Origin of the sequence: Saccharococcus sp. Marseille-Q5394, from assembly GCF_946901335.1 — a bacterium.
GTDB lineage: Bacteria > Bacillota > Bacilli > Bacillales_A > Planococcaceae > Sporosarcina > Sporosarcina luteola_C.
The window spans coordinates 607,434-625,043 of sequence record NZ_CAMPPQ010000001.1 but is presented as its reverse complement, the minus strand read 5'-3'; the positions used below and the strand labels follow the sequence as shown (position 1 = coordinate 625,043).

17 protein-coding genes are annotated in these 17,610 nt (G+C 39.8%); all 17 read left to right on the top strand.

What is annotated here, in order from left to right; translation table 11 throughout:
- The first annotated feature begins 43 nt into the window (after positions 1-43).
- Entirely contained in the window at positions 44-2,566 is a 2,523-nt protein-coding gene (locus tag OC538_RS03090; RefSeq protein ID WP_410055845.1) for a glycine zipper family protein, read from the top strand.
- Between the two features lie 46 nt (positions 2,567-2,612).
- Positions 2,613-3,338, top strand: a complete 726-nt coding sequence (locus OC538_RS03085) for a hypothetical protein (protein ID WP_262173259.1) — start codon at positions 2,613-2,615, stop codon at positions 3,336-3,338.
- 16 nt (positions 3,339-3,354) lie between these two features.
- Positions 3,355-4,383 carry a peptidoglycan DD-metalloendopeptidase family protein gene (locus OC538_RS03080; protein WP_262173258.1) on the top strand — a complete coding sequence of 343 codons (1,029 nt, stop codon included), beginning with the start codon at positions 3,355-3,357 and terminating at the stop codon, positions 4,381-4,383.
- A 267-nt stretch (positions 4,384-4,650) separates the two neighbouring features.
- On the top strand, positions 4,651-5,352 hold the full coding sequence (locus OC538_RS03075; RefSeq protein ID WP_262173257.1) for a hypothetical protein: 702 nt from the start codon (positions 4,651-4,653) through the stop codon (positions 5,350-5,352).
- A 270-nt stretch (positions 5,353-5,622) separates the two neighbouring features.
- The gene (locus OC538_RS03070; protein ID WP_262173255.1) at positions 5,623-6,690 is read left to right on the top strand and encodes a replication-relaxation family protein; all 1,068 of its coding nucleotides are present in this window, start codon (positions 5,623-5,625) and stop codon (positions 6,688-6,690) included.
- A 55-nt stretch (positions 6,691-6,745) separates the two neighbouring features.
- Positions 6,746-6,952, top strand: coding sequence for a hypothetical protein (locus OC538_RS03065; protein ID WP_262173254.1), 207 nt, complete (start codon positions 6,746-6,748; stop codon positions 6,950-6,952).
- A 5-nt stretch (positions 6,953-6,957) separates the two neighbouring features.
- Positions 6,958-7,452: a hypothetical protein gene (locus OC538_RS03060; protein WP_262173253.1), complete on the top strand. Its 495-nt coding sequence runs from the start codon at positions 6,958-6,960 to the stop codon at positions 7,450-7,452.
- Between the two features lie 175 nt (positions 7,453-7,627).
- Entirely contained in the window at positions 7,628-8,251 is a 624-nt protein-coding gene (locus tag OC538_RS03055) for a DJ-1/PfpI family protein (RefSeq protein WP_262173252.1), read from the top strand.
- A gap of 162 nt (positions 8,252-8,413) precedes the next feature.
- Positions 8,414-8,812 (top strand): Hg(II)-responsive transcriptional regulator, encoded by a 399-nt coding sequence (merR, locus tag OC538_RS03050; protein WP_262173251.1) that lies wholly within the window; start codon positions 8,414-8,416, stop codon positions 8,810-8,812.
- A gap of 40 nt (positions 8,813-8,852) precedes the next feature.
- Positions 8,853-10,499 carry a mercury(II) reductase gene (gene merA / locus OC538_RS03045; protein WP_262173250.1) on the top strand — a complete coding sequence of 549 codons (1,647 nt, stop codon included), beginning with the start codon at positions 8,853-8,855 and terminating at the stop codon, positions 10,497-10,499.
- 49 nt (positions 10,500-10,548) lie between these two features.
- Positions 10,549-11,019, top strand: a complete 471-nt coding sequence (locus tag OC538_RS03040; protein WP_262173249.1) for an NUDIX domain-containing protein — start codon at positions 10,549-10,551, stop codon at positions 11,017-11,019.
- A gap of 590 nt (positions 11,020-11,609) precedes the next feature.
- Entirely contained in the window at positions 11,610-12,239 is a 630-nt protein-coding gene (locus OC538_RS03035; RefSeq protein ID WP_262173246.1) for a GntR family transcriptional regulator, read from the top strand.
- Positions 12,240-12,570: 331 nt separating this feature from the next.
- Positions 12,571-13,416, top strand: a complete 846-nt coding sequence (locus tag OC538_RS03030; protein WP_262173245.1) for an SDR family NAD(P)-dependent oxidoreductase — start codon at positions 12,571-12,573, stop codon at positions 13,414-13,416.
- Positions 13,417-13,678: 262 nt separating this feature from the next.
- Complete coding sequence (locus OC538_RS03025; RefSeq protein WP_262173244.1) at positions 13,679-14,092, top strand: hypothetical protein; 414 nt, start codon at positions 13,679-13,681, stop codon at positions 14,090-14,092.
- Positions 14,093-14,113: 21 nt separating this feature from the next.
- On the top strand, positions 14,114-15,784 hold the full coding sequence (locus OC538_RS03020; RefSeq protein ID WP_262173243.1) for a type IV secretory system conjugative DNA transfer family protein: 1,671 nt from the start codon (positions 14,114-14,116) through the stop codon (positions 15,782-15,784).
- 56 nt (positions 15,785-15,840) lie between these two features.
- On the top strand, positions 15,841-16,662 hold the full coding sequence (locus OC538_RS03015; protein ID WP_262173242.1) for a S1 RNA-binding domain-containing protein: 822 nt from the start codon (positions 15,841-15,843) through the stop codon (positions 16,660-16,662).
- 63 nt (positions 16,663-16,725) lie between these two features.
- On the top strand, positions 16,726-17,454 hold the full coding sequence (locus tag OC538_RS03010) for a hypothetical protein (RefSeq protein WP_262173241.1): 729 nt from the start codon (positions 16,726-16,728) through the stop codon (positions 17,452-17,454).
- The last annotated feature ends 156 nt before the right edge of the window (positions 17,455-17,610 follow it).

The following is a 17,610-nucleotide window of genomic DNA, read 5'->3' as shown; positions in this document are numbered from 1 at the left end:
TTAAATATGAAAGGAGGTAACAGGCTACGGTAACCCTTGCTATATGCATAGGGTTATTTTTTATTGCCTAAACCATATGCTATCTAAATCTAAAGTTATATTATGTAGCACTATGATGGTTATTCTGTTTTTCACTTTAGGTATAGCTAATACTGGAGCAACAGACGATGGAGAAGATCCTACCTCCAAAACAAATATCATGGATATTATTACGGATCAGTATGGTGTATTTAAAGATGACCAAAAATCTTATTATCATTTAGATGCCGTTTCGGATAAAGATGTGGAGTCCTCAGAGGAAGGGGAAAAGTTTTGGGCTGATACTTATGATAAACTTTTCGGCTGGGCTGATGTTAAAGAAAATGTGGGAAATAAATTAAGTGAAATGGTCAATCTAGTCAATAACATTGTTTTTGACATTAATATATTTTTGACTTACACAATGTTGGTTATGTATGACCTAGCATATACAGCAGATTTTACTGAAAAAATCATTGTAGAGCTAGAATCCCTAATGTCAAGTATCACAGGTATTTCAGGTGGGGCCTTCAATATCGGATTCGGACTCTTTGGGAATCTGGTAAAACTGATTGCTGTGTTGACAGGCATATATGCCTTGTACATTTTCATTGTAAAACGTGCGTTTTTTGAATCATTTACATCTGTCTTTCAAACAATAATTGCGCTTACCATCGCAATTTTTATGTTTGCTAACTACACCGCTCTATTAACAGGAGCAAATAAGATTACAACAGAACTAAGTGGATTTGTTGTTAGTCTTCCCAGTCATTCAGGGGGACAAGAATCGAATGTAGAAGACCCAAGAACGAAAATGAAAGACAGTATTTGGGGTATGTTTGTTGATAGACCATATTTATATATGCAATATGGAACACATGATGTCGAATCATTAGGTAGAGGAGATAGAGATAGGGGTGTACAACGCGTAAAAAACATCCTAAAAGAGCCTGTTGGTGAAGAAAGATTAACTAAAGTTATTGAAGATGAAGCATCTAAAAATGGACATAGTAATCACATGATGAAATATTCAGCTGTGAACAGCCGTTTAGCATTCTCTTATTTTTACATGGTAATTAACGGTCTTGTGTCGCTTCCTATCTACTTATTATCACTTTGTTTAATACTATTTCAGTTTTGGTTCATGGTGATTGCTGCTCTTGCACCATTTGCTTTACTGATAGCAGCCATTCCGGGTCAGTTCAATGTAATGAAACGTTATTTCATTGAGCTAGGTATACCTTTGGCCTTGAAGATATTTGTTTCATTCGTTGCGTTGATTGTTTTTGTGATTTCAGACATCATCTATGCCGCAGATTTCAAATCGCTCAGCGGTGGTTCCAATCCGTTTTATAGCTATGTTGGTGCGGCAACTTTCAATCTGTTGTTGTTTGCTACAATCTTCATACTGAGGAACAGAATCAAGGACATCTTCTCTTCCGGTTCTAATACTATTCGAGAACTCCGTGAGAGTTCGGGAACGTTCAACGCTCCATTTAAAAAGGGCATGCAGAATGTCGCAACAGTGGGTGGAGCTGTCGCAGGGGCTGTTACTGGCGGTCCTGCCGGTGCAATGACAGGAGCAGCAATCGGCGGTTCGGTTGGTAGAGTCGTAACTGGTGAAGGTGGCGTTAGTGATGTTGCAGGTTCAGCTATGAAGGCTCAGCATCTGGCCCATCTAAGCAAGATGTCACAGTCAGAAAAAGCTAATAAGCTAACCGGTTTTGATAGGAGTAAGCTTGAAAACTTCCTGAATGATAAAGACTTTACTCCTGAGATGAAGAAAGAAACGATGGAGGCATTCGAAAAGGCAGGCATTAATCAGCTTTCAGATGATGAACTTGCTGAGCAATTTGAAAAGATCAGTAGTCGAGGAGATATGGAAGGAAATTTTGCGGAAACATTCGCAAAGGGTATCTCGGATAACAGAAATAGCAAAGCGGTCGAGCTGGAGAAAAATGTACTGTTCCCCAATCGAGAACAAAGACTGGAACAAACAAAATCTGTTCTGTCCGATACAGGAATGTCTTCGAAAATGGTGGACTTAACTATGCAGTCTCTAGAAAAGCATGGTCTGCATGATGTGAGTTCTGACGAATTGCATTCGCAGTACCATAAGTTAAAAGGATTTAGTGATCTTTCTGGAGGCTTTGCAGAAACATTTGCGAAAGGTATTTCCGATGAAAGAAGATCGATCCAATTGCAAAAAGAGAAACAGGATGTATACGGTGAAGTAGAATACGAACTTCATATGAACAGAACAATGATAACCAACGAGCTTTCGAACAGGGGGCTACCGTCAGAAATGATTGACAGGACGTTGGATACTTTAAAATCACACGGAGTAGATGACCTCAGTCAAACGGAAATGAGGAGACACTTTGATTTAGTTGTAGAAAAAGCAGGGCAGGGCGAATGGAAAAATGGGTTTGCCGATACGTTTGTCGCAAATATCCAAAACGAGAGAAAGGCTGTTGAATTGGAGAAAGAACGTAAAGCTCTACTAAAGAGTAATAACCTTAAATCACTTGGTGATTTCCCAAAATAATCACGGTGTTACAAGCGAGAAATGTTATTGAAGGAGTTGGAAGCACGTGAATGAAAAAACAAAACAAATACTTATGATTAGCGTGATAGGGCTCTCTGTCACGCTTTTATTATTGGGTTTTATTGTAGGTGTTGTTGATAAGGCAAAGGAGAAGAAAGCAGAAGAAGAGGCAGATGAAGATTTGGTGTCAAAAGAGAATCAAGGGATTTGGCAATACACATCGAAGGAAGGTGTATCGGAAAATCAAAACGTCAGTAATAAAGAAATGAAGTCTGAAGAAGTGAATGAAAACACAGAAGACAATTTTACAAAAAACTATTTGAAAGCACCCGATGAAGTCACTAAAAAACCCACACAAATCGATATGTTTCCTGAAAAGTATTTAGATGAAACGAAGATGCTGGCCAAAGACTTTGTAACCAAATTCCACACATTTGATAGGAAGAAGCCAACCGAACATTTAAATTCTGTTGAGGGGGTTTTGATTAAAAGCCATATTGATTACCTGAGAGATACCAAGGCTGAAAATATTGAAGGGATGAAGGATGTTGAAGGTATCGTTTCCCGTAAAGTTCTATCCGTGGAAATAAAAGAACCTGTTGCGCCTACTTTGATTGCTATCTCATGGGATGGTGTCGTTGTAAGCGAAGTGTTGGATAGCGATGGCCATGTAAGAAAGGACACCGATATTTACAGCATGATGTTTGAAAAGGACAGCAACGGAAAATTCCAGATTACAGATTTCTATTTGAACTATGACCAAAAGAGATAGGGGGGAATCGAGTGGCATGAAAAAGTTGCTATGGCTGGTTCCCATCTTAGCCAGCCCGGGTTTGCTTCTTCTGTTATCCATTCTCGCCCTTTTCCTCTTCTTTGGCGTGTTTATAGTTTTTACTGAGGAAGATGATGAAAGATGGAACTTTGCAGGAGGTGCTGTTTGTAGACCGGACGGGGAAATCAGTGAGGAAATATTCTTCTCTCAGTTCAATAATGCCGGAAAATTTACCGACAAAGGAACGGTTTTTATTGAGGTTGCCGAAAAATATGGTATAGACCCGGTATTGATGGCTGCTATCGCTTTTCATGAGACCGGTTCAGGAACTTCTGCAGCTGTCATGTTAAAGAATAATCCGGGCGGATTGATGGACCCTGCAACAGGCAGTCGTTTTTTATTTTCCTACTCAACGATTGAAGAGGGCATAGAAGCCATGGGGAAAACATTGCACAATCGAATCATTAAGGATGGATTGATTACGATTGCCGACTTAGGAAGCGCCTATGCGCCCATTGGGGCTGAAAATGACCCCACTGGTCTTAACAACCACTGGGTGCCAGCAGTTACAAAATTCGTTGCTCAATTTGGGAGTCTGACGATGAACTGCGAGGTTCATGTTGTTGGCGACTGGATGATTCCGTTATTGTCGGGACTGAAGATTAACAGCCCATTCGGTTATCGGATACACCCCGTCTACGGTGATGAACGATTCCATACAGGTATAGACCTTGCCTGTACGAATGGCGATCCGATACATGCAGCACAAAGTGGAAATGTCATTTTTGCCTCTGAGAATGGATGGTCAAACGGTTACGGCCTTCATGTAATGATCAATCACGGGGAAGTCACTACGCTATACGCACATATGGATTCGGTGGCAGTTGGGATTAATAAGACTGTTTCCCAAGGTGATGTGATCGGCACTTGCGGTTCAACAGGAACATCCACTGGCAATCACCTCCACTTTGAAATCATTCGAGCTGGTGTGAAGGAAGATCCGATGCCTTATTTGTCGGAATACAAGCCGGTCGATGATGGATAACCATTTGTCCGACGTTAATATAGCCTTTAATCGTTGATTTCAAAGTATTTTTAACTGTTAACGTCCGACGTTGAACAAATTGAACGTCTGACGTAAAAAGACCACTTGATCCTTGATGCTATAAGGTTTCTTCTACCTAACGTCCGACGTTGGGTTATTTGTGTTTCATAAACTTCGATAACGTCCGACGTTAGGTATTCAAAATGTAGTCATAGCAAGGGTTCGCGATATGAAATAACGTCCCCGATGTAGAAAGGAGTGAAATAGATGGAGGAAGAAAAGACATTGCTGCTTGAGCAGTTGAAGAATATCGAGAGAATGAAGGTATACCTTATGTCCCGAATCAATGAGGTAGGAGGGAACAGTAATGCAATAAGACGGACAACGGCCTATCCGTTGGCGAAAGTTAAGCCTATGGAAATCGATGACTATCCGGTTTTTCAATTTTCCTATGAGGGAGCCCTTCCTTTATATAAAGAAGAAGACCGGGATTACCTTGCAATGATTAGGCATTACTATTTCAGAGCAACCCTTGACGCTTATGACTTTTCGAAAATTGATTTCCAATTTGATAAATCTGTCATCATCATTGCTCAGCACTATGAAAATAAACTCATCCGCGATTTAGATAATCGCAACAGAAAGTTAATTCAGGATGCAATCCGGCACACAGGTTTAATTGGGGATGACAGCTGGTGGCGAGTATGGAATGTTGATATCGGATTTTTAGATCCAAGAGGCAATCATGTACAGGTGTATGTGGTATCACAAGAAAATTTTGCGGAATTCATTAAGGTTCTTAAAACGAGAAATTATCACTTGGCTCATATTCCTGACTCATCAATCAAGGAAGGGATATTGGAGAAATTCGAATCTGATATCAAGGAAAAAGACGATGAAAATCAGCGGAAACCCGAGGATATTATGGAGGAATTATCGGATGCTGTAGCTCCTCATTTTTGGGGCTGACCGTTTGAATGGTTCGGTTATATTGTACCCAGCGAAATAGCAGTATTTTCGGGTGCAATATAGGGATTCATATCAAAATACAATGTTGTACCTGATTTAAGCATTATATTGTACCCGTTGCTTCCAATTTGAAATTACGGAGGGAGTGGCTTTACAGGAAATCAGTCGAATTGAACAAATTCAAGAGGTTTAGTTGAGGCAATTCGTAACCCCGTGTAGAAGTGACCGAAAATAAACAGCCCCTACGAATTAACGAAAGGAGAGGATTCAATGGCGCGAGCCAACAAAAAACAGGTGGTGAAGATACTCCAACCTTTGGATATTGCGATACTGACGGGCCTCTACGAATACCGTGCATTGAGTACGGAGCAGATCATGCGACGCTACGAACTGTCACGGTGGTACACGTACAAGAAACTGCGCATCTTGCGGAATTCCAGATTGATCAGCACGCATCCAATCAGCGGCTATCTGGTGAACCAGAACAGACAAGGCTCGTATCACCGTATCAGTGAAACGGGCATTTCCTGCTTGCGAAAGCAGGGGGTGCCTGTTGAACGGCGAGCAGACCAATTACGCATAAACGTCCGTCACTTACCGTTCCTTCTTTCCACCAATGACGTCATGATCGATTTGGAAGCGTATGGTTGGCAAATGGAGGACAGCAGGAGAGTGAAGGCGAAATTTGAACTGAACCGAGGCGCGAATGTGCAAGGTATGCTGAAGAGTCCTAGGGGAACTGAATACCTCTTCTACATGTTCCTCCATGGCGTTGGAATGAAGAATCTCATGAAGGTATCCAACGAACTGATGGACGTCAGCAATCCAAACTATATTCTGTTCGCCAAAAGCGCAGCAAGCTATAAGACAATCGTTGAACACCTTTCAACCAATACGTCTGTCATCGTCCAATGCCAAAGCCTGAAAGTTTTCCCGTACACGTTCGCCAAATACTATTTGCGCCATTTTGACGATGAACAAAACGTCATGAGGTTTCTGGAAGACTTTAAAGTGCACGACTTGTCCTTTAAAACGGATTTCAAAGATACTCGGAGGAAAATATACGATGGATTGGAGCGGATCGTCCGACACGAAGGTGAGGAAAAGTATCTTGTGAATCTTCTCGACACCGATTTGGTCAAAATCTACAATGTCCGTCAATACCGCAAAGAAATGTACGAATTGGACGGTCGTAAAGTTCTCTTGATTACTACTTCCATGACGAGGCCCATGCACGAACAATTACTAGGCGAAATCCACCATGTCGATTACCTTGAAATCGATTCAAGGAAGCTAATCGATTATCTCAAGGCAATCCAACCCGTTCCTTCTATATAAAGTGTCCTTTGAAATGCGTTCTGTAATTACACTAACTTATGAAAGGGGAAGTTACATGGAAACCAATAATCAAGTCATTCCCGAACTGCTAGAAATGACAAAGCTCACTGTACACGAAAAGTTCCTCAATAATGAAATAGCCGTACACCTCGGCAAAAAGGAGCAAAAGCGAATGTACCGAACCATGCGTGAACTGCTGACAGATGAACTCGTTTTCGTGTTGAATCTTGAAGTGACGAATGCCCGAAGCAGAAAGGGTTGATCGTATTGCAAGTATTCATTGCGGTGATTAGTTTTCTAACGGCAGCATTGGGCGTTACAGCTATGTACAATGCTGTCTACATCCCGACAGCAAAGTTGATTCTCATTTCAGGGCTGACAGTCACGGCCATCTATTTCATTGTTAGGCGACTTCAACAACAGAAATATAAAAAACTGGATAGGTTAATGTCGTTTACAATGTCCCTGTTAGCATCCATGTTTCTTTCAAGCCTTGTTCATGCAGCGTGGGATATGGAAAAGTTCCTTTCCCGGTTAACGATGATGAAAATGACTTTGGTGTTGCTCGTGATAGTTGCTGTTTACTTGAACGTTGTCATCATACGAGCTGAAATATCGTACAAGAAAAAACGTGGCAATCAACGAATCGAGGAACAACCGAACAAAAGCTACTTTGAAAAACGTAAGGTGGAAAGGGAGAGGATACAGCGAGGGGAAGTTAGAATAGTGCTTGGTGCATCCACTGATAATGAAGATAATTGATCAAAATATATTAAATTGCAGTATAAGTATTCGGAAGGGGTGTTGGAATATTTTGAAACAAGGGCTATAATTCTACTTATAGAACTAACTGGACAGTTTAGCGAAAGAAGTAGGTGCTTGATTAGGTATTTAAGGTTATGCACAAGAAAAGTGTTTTGATAGGGGAGATATACAAATGAGAAAGAGAAAAGTGGGAATTTTACTATATGATTTTGTAGATTTATTAGATTTTGCTGGTCCAGCTGAAGTGTTATCATTAACCGCTAATAATAAAGCCGAGCAAGCATTTACCCTTTACAAAAAGCAGTTGTTACCTACAAGACCGTTTGAAGTAATAACTATTACAGATACAGGAAACGAAATAAAAACTCATTCAGGGATAAAAGTACAACCTGATTTTAGCATTGATAATAGTCCAGAATTAGATATTCTAATAATTCCAGGCGGACCATTAAGGGCGGTACAATCTGTGGTTAAAAACCAAAAGGTAATAGATTGGATTATTAAACATAATAGCATTGAATATATATGCTCGGTCTGTACTGGAGCATATATTTTGGGCGAAACTGGTTTGTTAGATGGAAAGAAGGCAACGACTCATCATTTAGCAATGAAGGTATTACAAGAAAAATACCCTGATATTCGAGTAGCATCAAACAGCAAAGTTGTACACGACAGTAACCTCATAACTTCTGGTGGAGTTTCTTCAGGAATTAACATGGCACTTTATCTCGTTGAGCAAATTATGGGAAAAACTACTTCCGAAAGAACAGCTAAAACTATTGAATTTGTACAATAAATAATTTTACTAACGGGTGTTTTACTTGAAGATCATCGAGCCGCTTTAACGGTTCTTTTTTCTTGTTCTACTTAAGGAGGTTAGTTGAAGAAGATAAATTTATTATTATACTTGACCGCGTACCTTAGTACGCGGTTTATAATGTCTATAGGGGTGAGTTATATGAGTTACAGAATTAGTGTATTTGCAGAAAAATGCGATGTAAATAAAGAGACGATTAGATATTACGAACAAAGAGCATTATTAAAAGAGCCTTTACGAACGAATGAAGGTTATAGGATATATTCAGATGATGATGTTAAGCGTGTAAAATTTATCAAAAGAACACAAGACCTTGGCTTTTCATTGAATGAAATCTATAAATTGCTTGGAGTTGTTGATAATGATGAAGTTCGTTGCAAAAATATATTTGAATTTGTATCAAAAAAGGAAATAGAAATTCAGGAACAAATTGCAGATTTAAAGCGTATTGAGTCAATGTTAAGGGACTTAAAAAGTCGATGTCCAGATCAAAAAGCATTACATCAATGTCCAATTATCGAAACGATAATCTTTGATTGAATATCACCCTTGATTTTATAAATATAAGGAGGAATAAATAGTGAAAAAATATCGGGTTAAAATCATTGGAATGACTTGCACGGGCTGTGAAGAGCATGTTGCTGTTGCTCTTGAAAACATGGGTGCAAAAGAGATTGAAGTGGATTTTCGTCGCGAGGAAGCTGTATTTGAACTTCCGAATGACGTGGAGGTGGAAATAGCAAAAAAGGCAATTTCTGATGCCGAATACCAGCCTGGAGAGACAGAAGAAGTACAACACCAAGAAACGGTGCAACTTGGAGATAAAGGTGATTATGATTATGACTACATTATCATTGGTTCTGGTGGAGCATCCTTTTCATCTGCCATTGAAGCCGCGAAATACGGCGCGAACGTGGCAATCATAGAACGTGGCACAGTGGGTGGAACATGCGTGAATATCGGATGTGTTCCTTCAAAGACGCTGTTAAGAGCTGGAGAAATCAATCATATTGCAAAAAACAATCCGTTTGTGGGATTGCACACGTCAGCAGGCAATGTCGATTTGACTCCATTAATTAAGCAGAAAAACGATTTGGTGACGGATCTTCGAAACTCGAAATATATTGATTTAATTGATGACTATGGCTTTAAATTAATAAAAGGTGAAGCGAAATTCGTGGATGAAAAAACTGTCGAAGTGAATGGCATGCAGTTATCAGCCAAACGATTTTTAATCGCGACAGGTGCTTCACCAGCTGTACCAAAGATTCTTGGAATAGAAGAGGTAGATTATTTAACAAGTACATCATTACTTGAATTAAAACAGGTTCCAAAACGTCTTACAGTCATTGGTTCAGGTTATATCGGTATGGAATTGGGACAACTATTCCATCATTTGGGTTCAGAAGTAACGTTGATGCAAAGAAGTCCACGACTGTTAAAGGAATACGATCCTGAAGTTTCAGAAGCAATCACGCAAGCATTAACAGAACAAGGGATTAATTTAGTAACAGGGGCAACTTTTGATCGTGTTGAACAAGATGGCGAGATAAAAAAGGTTTATGTAACGGTAGATGGCAGGACAAAAGTCGTTGAATCAGACCAGTTACTTGTTGCGACAGGAAGAAAACCAAATACGACGACTTTGAATTTAGAGGTAGCTGGTGTTGAAGTAGGCTCGCGTGGTGAGATTATGATCGATGAGTATTCAAAAACAACGAATTCAAGCATCTATGCAGCAGGAGATGTGACGCTTGTTCCTCAATTTGTATATGTGGCAGCTTATCAAGGTGGAATTGCAGCAGGAAATGCCATCGGAGGACTGAATAAAAAGCTGAATTTAGAAGTGGTTCCAGGGGTTACGTTTACAGCTCCAGCGATTGCAACCGTTGGTTTAACGGAGCAACAAGCAAAAGAGAAAGGCTATGAAGTGAAAACATCCGTCTTGCCTTTAGATGCCGTTCCGAGAGCTTTGGTTAATCGAGAAACAACAGGTGTTTTTAAATTAGTGGCAGACGCAAAAACAATGAAGATAATAGGGGCTCATGTGGTAGCAGAAAATGCAGGAGAAGTAATTTATGCAGCGACACTGGCTGTCAAATTCGGTTTAACCGTGGAGGACCTCCGAGAAACCATGGCTCCATATTTAACAATGGCAGAAGGATTAAAATTAGCTGCCCTTACGTTTGATAAAGATGTATCAAAACTATCTTGTTGTGCAGGTTAAACCTTCATTTATGTGGTGTTATATGAATCAAATGTCTTAGGAGGATTTTATGGATTATTGTGAAAAGATGAGAGAGATGATTGGAAATTCCCCATTAATCATCGTACGACCAAGTGTAGCGATCCTCAATCAATCTGGAGATATTTTATTGTATCGATACATAGGTGGAACATGGGGTATTCCTGGTGGAATTTTGCAGTTAAATGAGTCCATTGAGGAGTGTATTAAACGAACTGTACAAGAAGATGTTGGTATCACGTTAAATACATTGCAGTTATTTGGTGTCTATTCTGGCAAAGAATTAATTAATCGTGTCGAGGAAAGCGGCGATCAGTATCAGACTGTTGCAATTGGTTATCTATGCGCAGACTTTGAAGGAGAATTAACTCCTGATGAGAATCAAGAAATTGAAGCTCAATTTTTCAACTTAGACCAATTACCTTCAGAAACCGATCCTTTTATTAAGAACAAGTTACTTCAACTAAAAGGGCAACTTGAAATAAAGAAAACTTCTTGTTGAATAGTTAAACAAGGCTAAGGTTTTAAAACAACCCTTTAGATGATAAATAAAATACATGTTGCAAACCTATACAAAACACGTTTCATTCAGCCATTGAATGAAACGTGTTATTTTTATTGTCTTTATTGGAAGGGAGAACCGCAATATGTTTTTCAAAACTAAAGTCTGTAGAAATAAGCTGCACATCTACCCAGAAGTGGAAGCCCATGTAGCAAAACAAGACCCGGTCTGATATATGAGATTTCAGTATTGAAGAAGACGGCATTAAGATTATTAGTAATATTCCGAGATCAAGAAAAATCACTCGATCTACAAGAAAAAGCGTGGCAACCAACGAATCGAGGAACAGCCGAACAAAAGCTATTTTGAAAAACGTAAGGAAAGGGAGAGAATAAAACGTGGTGATGTCATAATCGTGCTTGGTGCATCCACTGATAATGATGATAATTGATCAAAATTAAAAATCGCATTATAAGTATTTGTATAATCACTCTTTATATCTGATATGATAGAGAAAAGAATACAACGTTAATTTGTGTATATTTTACGTAGTGTTAAGCTCCTATAATAGGAGGATAGGAGGATTAAGCTTGGAAATAGAGAAAAACTCGTTACCTATCGAGATTGCAACTTATATAATGAAAAAAATATTATCAGGAGAACTACAACAAGGGACAAGATTGATTGAAGCTGACTTTGCTCAGCAGTTCAATGTTAGCAGTATTCCTGTTAGGGAAGCATTTTATATTTTACAAAGTTCTGGTCTAATTGAAAAAATCCCCAGAAAAGGTGTACGTGTAAAGCAGAATACAGATAAAGAAATAAACGATTATATAACGGCATTGATGGATTTATTCAGAATAGCTTTAAAATATTCCAAAGACAAATGGACTGATGAGTCTTTTAAAGTATTAAAGACTTATTTAGATGAAACAACAGAAAGTCTTAATCAAAAAGATGTTGTCGAATATCTTGCAAAATTAACCATACTCCTTAGCTATTTATTCAAGATTGCAGACAACAACGCTTTTACGAGATTCTTTTATGAAGTAAGCAATGTAACAACAGCATATTGTCAAAGTATCTGGAAAGACTTTGATAAAGTAGAAGACTGGCATCGAAAATATGTAGTAAATGCAATAAATAGTATTATTAAAAGAGATTTTGTAAATGCAGAAAAATATCTCGAACTAGTTAACCGAAACGCTTCAAATATATAAGACAAAAACTCCCAGCGATTTAGCTGGGAGTTTTTCATTTAATTAATCTTAAATTTATGCTAATAGATAAGCATCTTTTATATCTTAGTAAACTCCTATTCCTAAATGTGTTGTCCATATATAAAGTCGCTCTGAGGTTTAATAATCTCTGTCTAAAAATAGAGGGGTTTCAGAAAACGGTGCGTTTATCTGGTGGACATGCAGTCAAGAATTCTTGTTATGAAATTTAAATCATATATAATATATAATATATGATTTAAATTTGAAGCAGAATAGAAGACTGTTTTAAGTTTAAATTGTAGAAAATATATAGGGAGAGGACGATTATATTATGGGTTTGTTAGATGGGAAAGTTGCAATTATTACTGGAGCAACTGGCGGTATTGGTCGGAGTGTGGCGGAGAAATTCGTCTCGGAGGGTGCGAAGGTTGCCCTTGCAGACATTGCAGACAAAGCAGGAGAAGAGCTTAGCTCGGCCTTGGGTGACTATGCAATATACGTTCATACTGATGTCTCAAAAGAAGAGGACGTAGCAAATCTCGTCACCACTACTGTCGAAAAGTTCGGGAAACTTGACGTGATGTACAACAACGCGGGTATTGTTGGAGCACCCGAATCAATGCTTGAGGTCAGCCCCGACGAGTACGACAAGGTCTTAACTATAAACGCACGCTCCGTGCTTATGGGTCACAAGTACGCAGGACAACAGTTCAGAAAGCAAGGGACAAACGGCTCTATCATCACAACTGCAAGTGTGGCCGGCATTCAGGGTGGGTGGTCCACTGTTGCTTATACCGCCTCCAAACACACGGCTGCAGGTATCGTTCGCCAGTCAGCATATGAATTAGGACCATTTGGTATTCGCTCCAATGCGATTGCACCCGGAGTCGTTATGACAAACATTCAGGCTCGTGCATTCGGTGTTCCCCTTGAGTACGCCCGGGAGTTCAATGAGTACATCATCGAACATCTCGGCAAAAAGCAAGCTATGGGCCGCTTTGGACTCACCGATGACATTGCAGGTGTAGCAACATTCTTGGCAAGTGATCTGTCAAGCTATGTTAACGGCCAAGTAATTCCCGTTGATGGTGGTGCTAGTGCAATGACTCAGAATACGTTCGACAAGGACATCCTAGAGGTAACCAGTGCATTCCGTGAGAAAAAAGGGTTAAACTAAATGTTTTGAAAGCAGAAGGTTGCCTTATAATCAACCTTTTTTAACTTACCTAATAAAAATTTCATGCGCGATTGTTGAAGAAGGTCTCTTTTCTTCTTAAACGAACGGGGGCTTTAGTTGAACAAGTATAAGCTTTTTAACAACCTTAGTGCTATTTGATGGTAATTAACATGTTGCTGACCTATACAAAACACGTTTCATTCAGCCATTGAGTGAAACGTGTTATTTTTATTGTCTTATTAGAGAAGGAGGAAATTACAAAGTGTTATTCAAAACTAAAGTATGTAGAAATACGCTACACATCTATCCGGAAGTCGAAGCCCATGTAGCAAAACAAAGCCCAGCTGAATTAAACGAGCTGGGTTTTCTTGTACTTCAAACTTCCATCCAGCTATTAAGAACATTGGAAACCAAAAATTACAGCAAGAAGATGGGGTTTTGGATTCAGAGATTATCACATAACGCTTACTCATTACCTGAACTCTTATGGGAGGAGAGTGATCAATCAAATCATTTGAAGATTAAACAACAGAATAAAGAGGATTTGGAATTACTTAGACACAGGATATCTGGTACACTACACACCCTTTTCAGTTTTAGAGAGTCAAAACGCATGCCTTTCAAAATGGATTCGATTTATGAGTACTTCGGCAAATGGGATTGGAAAAAGAAATGACATCGAGAGGAGGTGAGTCAAATGGGAATGCCCATCGTATGGCAAGGAAGTGATTGCTTCACCCATATGCTTGCTGTTGGTCCAACCCGTTGTGGAAAGACAGCGACAATATTGAAACCGATGATTTATCAATTGCTGCTTCAAAAGAAAAGGGGCGTCCCTTTGGGGATATCTGTAGTTGAACCAAAAGGCGACGTGGCGGAAATGGTAAATGAAATGTGTTTAGAAATGGGCATCCCTTGTATCCATGTAGACCCGAACAAAACCGATTCTGCCAGTTTCAATCCGATGGAAGGAGAAATGGATACAGTGGCCGAGGCAACAGTCGTTGTCTTGAAAGGATTGTTCGGTAAGCAGGATGCATTCTTTGCAACTGTTCAAGAATTGTCGGCACGGAACGTCACCAAACTGCTGAAAGAACTGCACGGGGACGACATGGATATTATCGACGTGATGAATACGCTACGCGATCAGCACGTCCTACAGCAAAAAGTAGCGGAACTGAAACACAGGGACGGAATGACAGATCTTGTTCATTTCTTTGAATCCGAATTACTCGGCAGCATGCGGGAGAAGTACCACCAGTTCGTCATAGGGTTACGTGCGCAACTTGAAAACATCGTCAGTAACGAAGCCTTGCGGACCATCATGACAGGAAGGAGTGATGTGAACATTGATGAACATTTGGAAACAGGCGGTGTCCTTGCGGTCAATACTGCACTCGGAAAGCTTAGAAAAGCAGGTGATGCCTTCGGTCAATTCATGATCATGCACCTGCAAAACGGTACGTTTAGGAGGCCGGGAACGGAGGATACGCGCATCCCCCATTTTTTAATCGTGGATGAGTACAGCCGGTACATCAATCCAGACGTTGAAATTTTCTTATCACTCGCTGCCGAATATCGGGTAGCGGGTATTTTTGCGACTCAATCCCTTGGTCAACTTGAAATCGAGTCGGGAAATCTTGGTCCGAAGGCAATGAAACAAGCGATTCTTACATCATGTAGAAACAAAATCTGTTTTGGAGGCATCTCTGCACAAGATGCAAAGGAATTCGCGGAGGAGTTCGGAAAGGACAAGGTCATTATGAGGCAGAGCACATACAAGAACCGTGTATTGCTGCCTCGCCTGTTTCCGGATTCCTATCGTGATACGGAAGATGAGGAATATAGGTTCGACCCTACGGACTTAATGGACGGTATCCCAAGGTTTAACTTTGTCCATAAGCTTCTGCAGGACGGGACCCCTCAGAAACCTGCACTGGCGAAAGGTCAATTTGTGCCTCGTAATTGGAAGGAGTTGAGGGAGTGGGAAAATCAAAAGTCATTTAAGAAGATTAATCTGAATAGCTTGAGTAACATTTTCCAACGACGCAAGAAAATCAAAAAAGGACAAGCGTCTGAATCTGAACTTGTGAAACAAGTGGGGGCTGAGTCGGAAGTGGAACGAATCATCCAGCCCAAACTTGATACGCAACATTCTTATGAGGTAACTCCTGATAAAAAACTTTCCCGTACTCCTTTACCTGAGGAGAAAAGACAGGATACCAAAATAGAGAACGTTGATTTAACAGAAGAAGTATCGAACAAGAACTCCGTTCAAATATCTACAGTCGAGACGATAATTCCGCCGAAAATAAAAGAGAAAGAAGCGAGCAATGTCGTAAGATCCAATGACGGATTCTGGGATTAAATAAAACGTGTTTAATATCTAAACAAAATAAATCTATGAAATGGAGAGAATTTAAAATGGCTGAAAACAACATGCAAGTTCTAATTGAGGGTTTTGACCCATCGAAAGTGGAAGCGGTAAATAACTTTGATAAGGATTGGAAAGAGGTCTATGGTGCTCACCAGAACAATTCCATCATTCAAGCCCCTATCGTTGGTATTGAGAAACTGCTTGATAAGCCATGTGCCGTGGTGAGTGTAGGAAATATTCGCGGATACATTCCTATGGAATTTACAGGAGCTGCCAACCTTCGTCACCTACGTGCTATGACAGGTCAGTCCGTCGCATTCAAAGTCCTGAATTATGACAGAGAGGCGGAGGTTTTCACAGGCTCCAGAACTGCTGCATTAGATCACATGGCAGCAATTACATTAAAGAAAATTGATGTGGATGACGAAATCATTGCCGTGGTTCGCAGCGTCAGCCCCTCCCTTGTACGTGCAGATATCGGGGGAATCGAAGTGAAGATTCCTCTCGAAGAGATCAGATATGGTTGGATTGACGATTTAACCGAGGAGGTCAAGCAAGGTGACCATTTGAAAGTGAAAGTATTGGAAATTAACAAAGAAGAGAAGACCGTTACTGTCAGTGCAAAGGCCTTACAGGAAAATCCATGGCTCCGTTCCATTGGTCGATATACTTCCGGTAACGAATATGTTGGTACAGTCTCTGGTGTCCGCGAGTACGGTGTGTTCATTAATCTGGAAGCAGGTGTTGATTCATTGGCCCGTCACTTAAAGTTCCAAAACGTTAAAAAGGGTGATCGGGTGCTTGTCCGTGTATTGGAAACTGATGCACAGAAAGAACAGATCCGTGCTCGTATAACGCGGGTGCTATAAATAGCAATGGGGTACGTCAAATGACGTGCCCCTTATTCAATAAAATAAGAGGAGGAAATCCACATGGAAATCAGTCCATATTCTTTATCACACGAATGGTCATTGCATTGGACACGAATACCATCCAATATTAAGCGATCACCTTTGGTGAATGGGGAATCCCCTAAAGAACGCAGAGCGTTAGAAGCACTAGCAGCTGTTGGATTAATCGGTGGAACCCAACTCACTCGGATATTTTCTTTGGATAAGAAGCGCCTCAAACGGATGGTGGCGGAAAGAAAACTTGTGAGGCATGAGATTCATCGGAACAAGCAGATTGTACCTATTTACACTTTAGGAATAAACGGAGCTGTCATAGCTGGGCTAGGTGAATTTTATGAGAGTAATTACTGGTTTGAATATGAAGTAGAGGATGCTTTAAAACGTATTCTCTTCTTTCAATTATTTCAACACTTTCCAGAAGCGAAAGTTATTCCATCACAAAAACCGTTTAGTGGTGTAATTCAATTTCAAGACAAGCTATTCTATGTGTATGTGATACGAGGCGATGTAAGTGATTTACCAATGTATTTAAAATGGGACGGGAAGAATTTCAACGAACGTGTCATTATAATTACTGAATCAATAAGACACTTGCAACTAATTAATGAAACCGCTAAAAATCTACGATTAAGGGTTTCTATAGATAATGACTTACAAATTCATAATGTAAACCTTTATAAACTCTTTTATTTCTTTGATGAAGTCGGCGCATTTAAAAGAGAGTCTGAAAATAAAGAGATTGTATATTGAATTTTATGGTATAATACTCCTAATGTTTTAGGATTACAAATAATTTCGACAACGGAAGAAAAGAAGTTTTTTAACTCCCTAGAGGTTAGAAATGACTTGTTTATTTTTAATCTCTATACATAAACAAAAATAATTTAAGCAAAGAATCCTAATAAC

Coding starts and splice junctions, on each gene's coding strand:
- OC538_RS03090 (WP_410055845.1), top strand. CDS start 44: ATGCATAGGGTTATTTTTTATTGCCTAAACCATATGCTATCTAAATCT.
- OC538_RS03080 (WP_262173258.1), top strand. CDS start 3,355: ATGAAAAAGTTGCTATGGCTGGTTCCCATCTTAGCCAGCCCGGGTTTG.
- OC538_RS03075 (WP_262173257.1), top strand. CDS start 4,651: ATGGAGGAAGAAAAGACATTGCTGCTTGAGCAGTTGAAGAATATCGAG.
- OC538_RS03070 (WP_262173255.1), top strand. CDS start 5,623: ATGGCGCGAGCCAACAAAAAACAGGTGGTGAAGATACTCCAACCTTTG.
- OC538_RS03065 (WP_262173254.1), top strand. CDS start 6,746: ATGGAAACCAATAATCAAGTCATTCCCGAACTGCTAGAAATGACAAAG.
- OC538_RS03055 (WP_262173252.1), top strand. CDS start 7,628: ATGAGAAAGAGAAAAGTGGGAATTTTACTATATGATTTTGTAGATTTA.
- merR (WP_262173251.1), top strand. CDS start 8,414: ATGAGTTACAGAATTAGTGTATTTGCAGAAAAATGCGATGTAAATAAA.
- OC538_RS03040 (WP_262173249.1), top strand. CDS start 10,549: ATGGATTATTGTGAAAAGATGAGAGAGATGATTGGAAATTCCCCATTA.
- OC538_RS03030 (WP_262173245.1), top strand. CDS start 12,571: ATGGGTTTGTTAGATGGGAAAGTTGCAATTATTACTGGAGCAACTGGC.
- OC538_RS03020 (WP_262173243.1), top strand. CDS start 14,114: ATGGGAATGCCCATCGTATGGCAAGGAAGTGATTGCTTCACCCATATG.
- OC538_RS03015 (WP_262173242.1), top strand. CDS start 15,841: ATGGCTGAAAACAACATGCAAGTTCTAATTGAGGGTTTTGACCCATCG.
- OC538_RS03010 (WP_262173241.1), top strand. CDS start 16,726: ATGGAAATCAGTCCATATTCTTTATCACACGAATGGTCATTGCATTGG.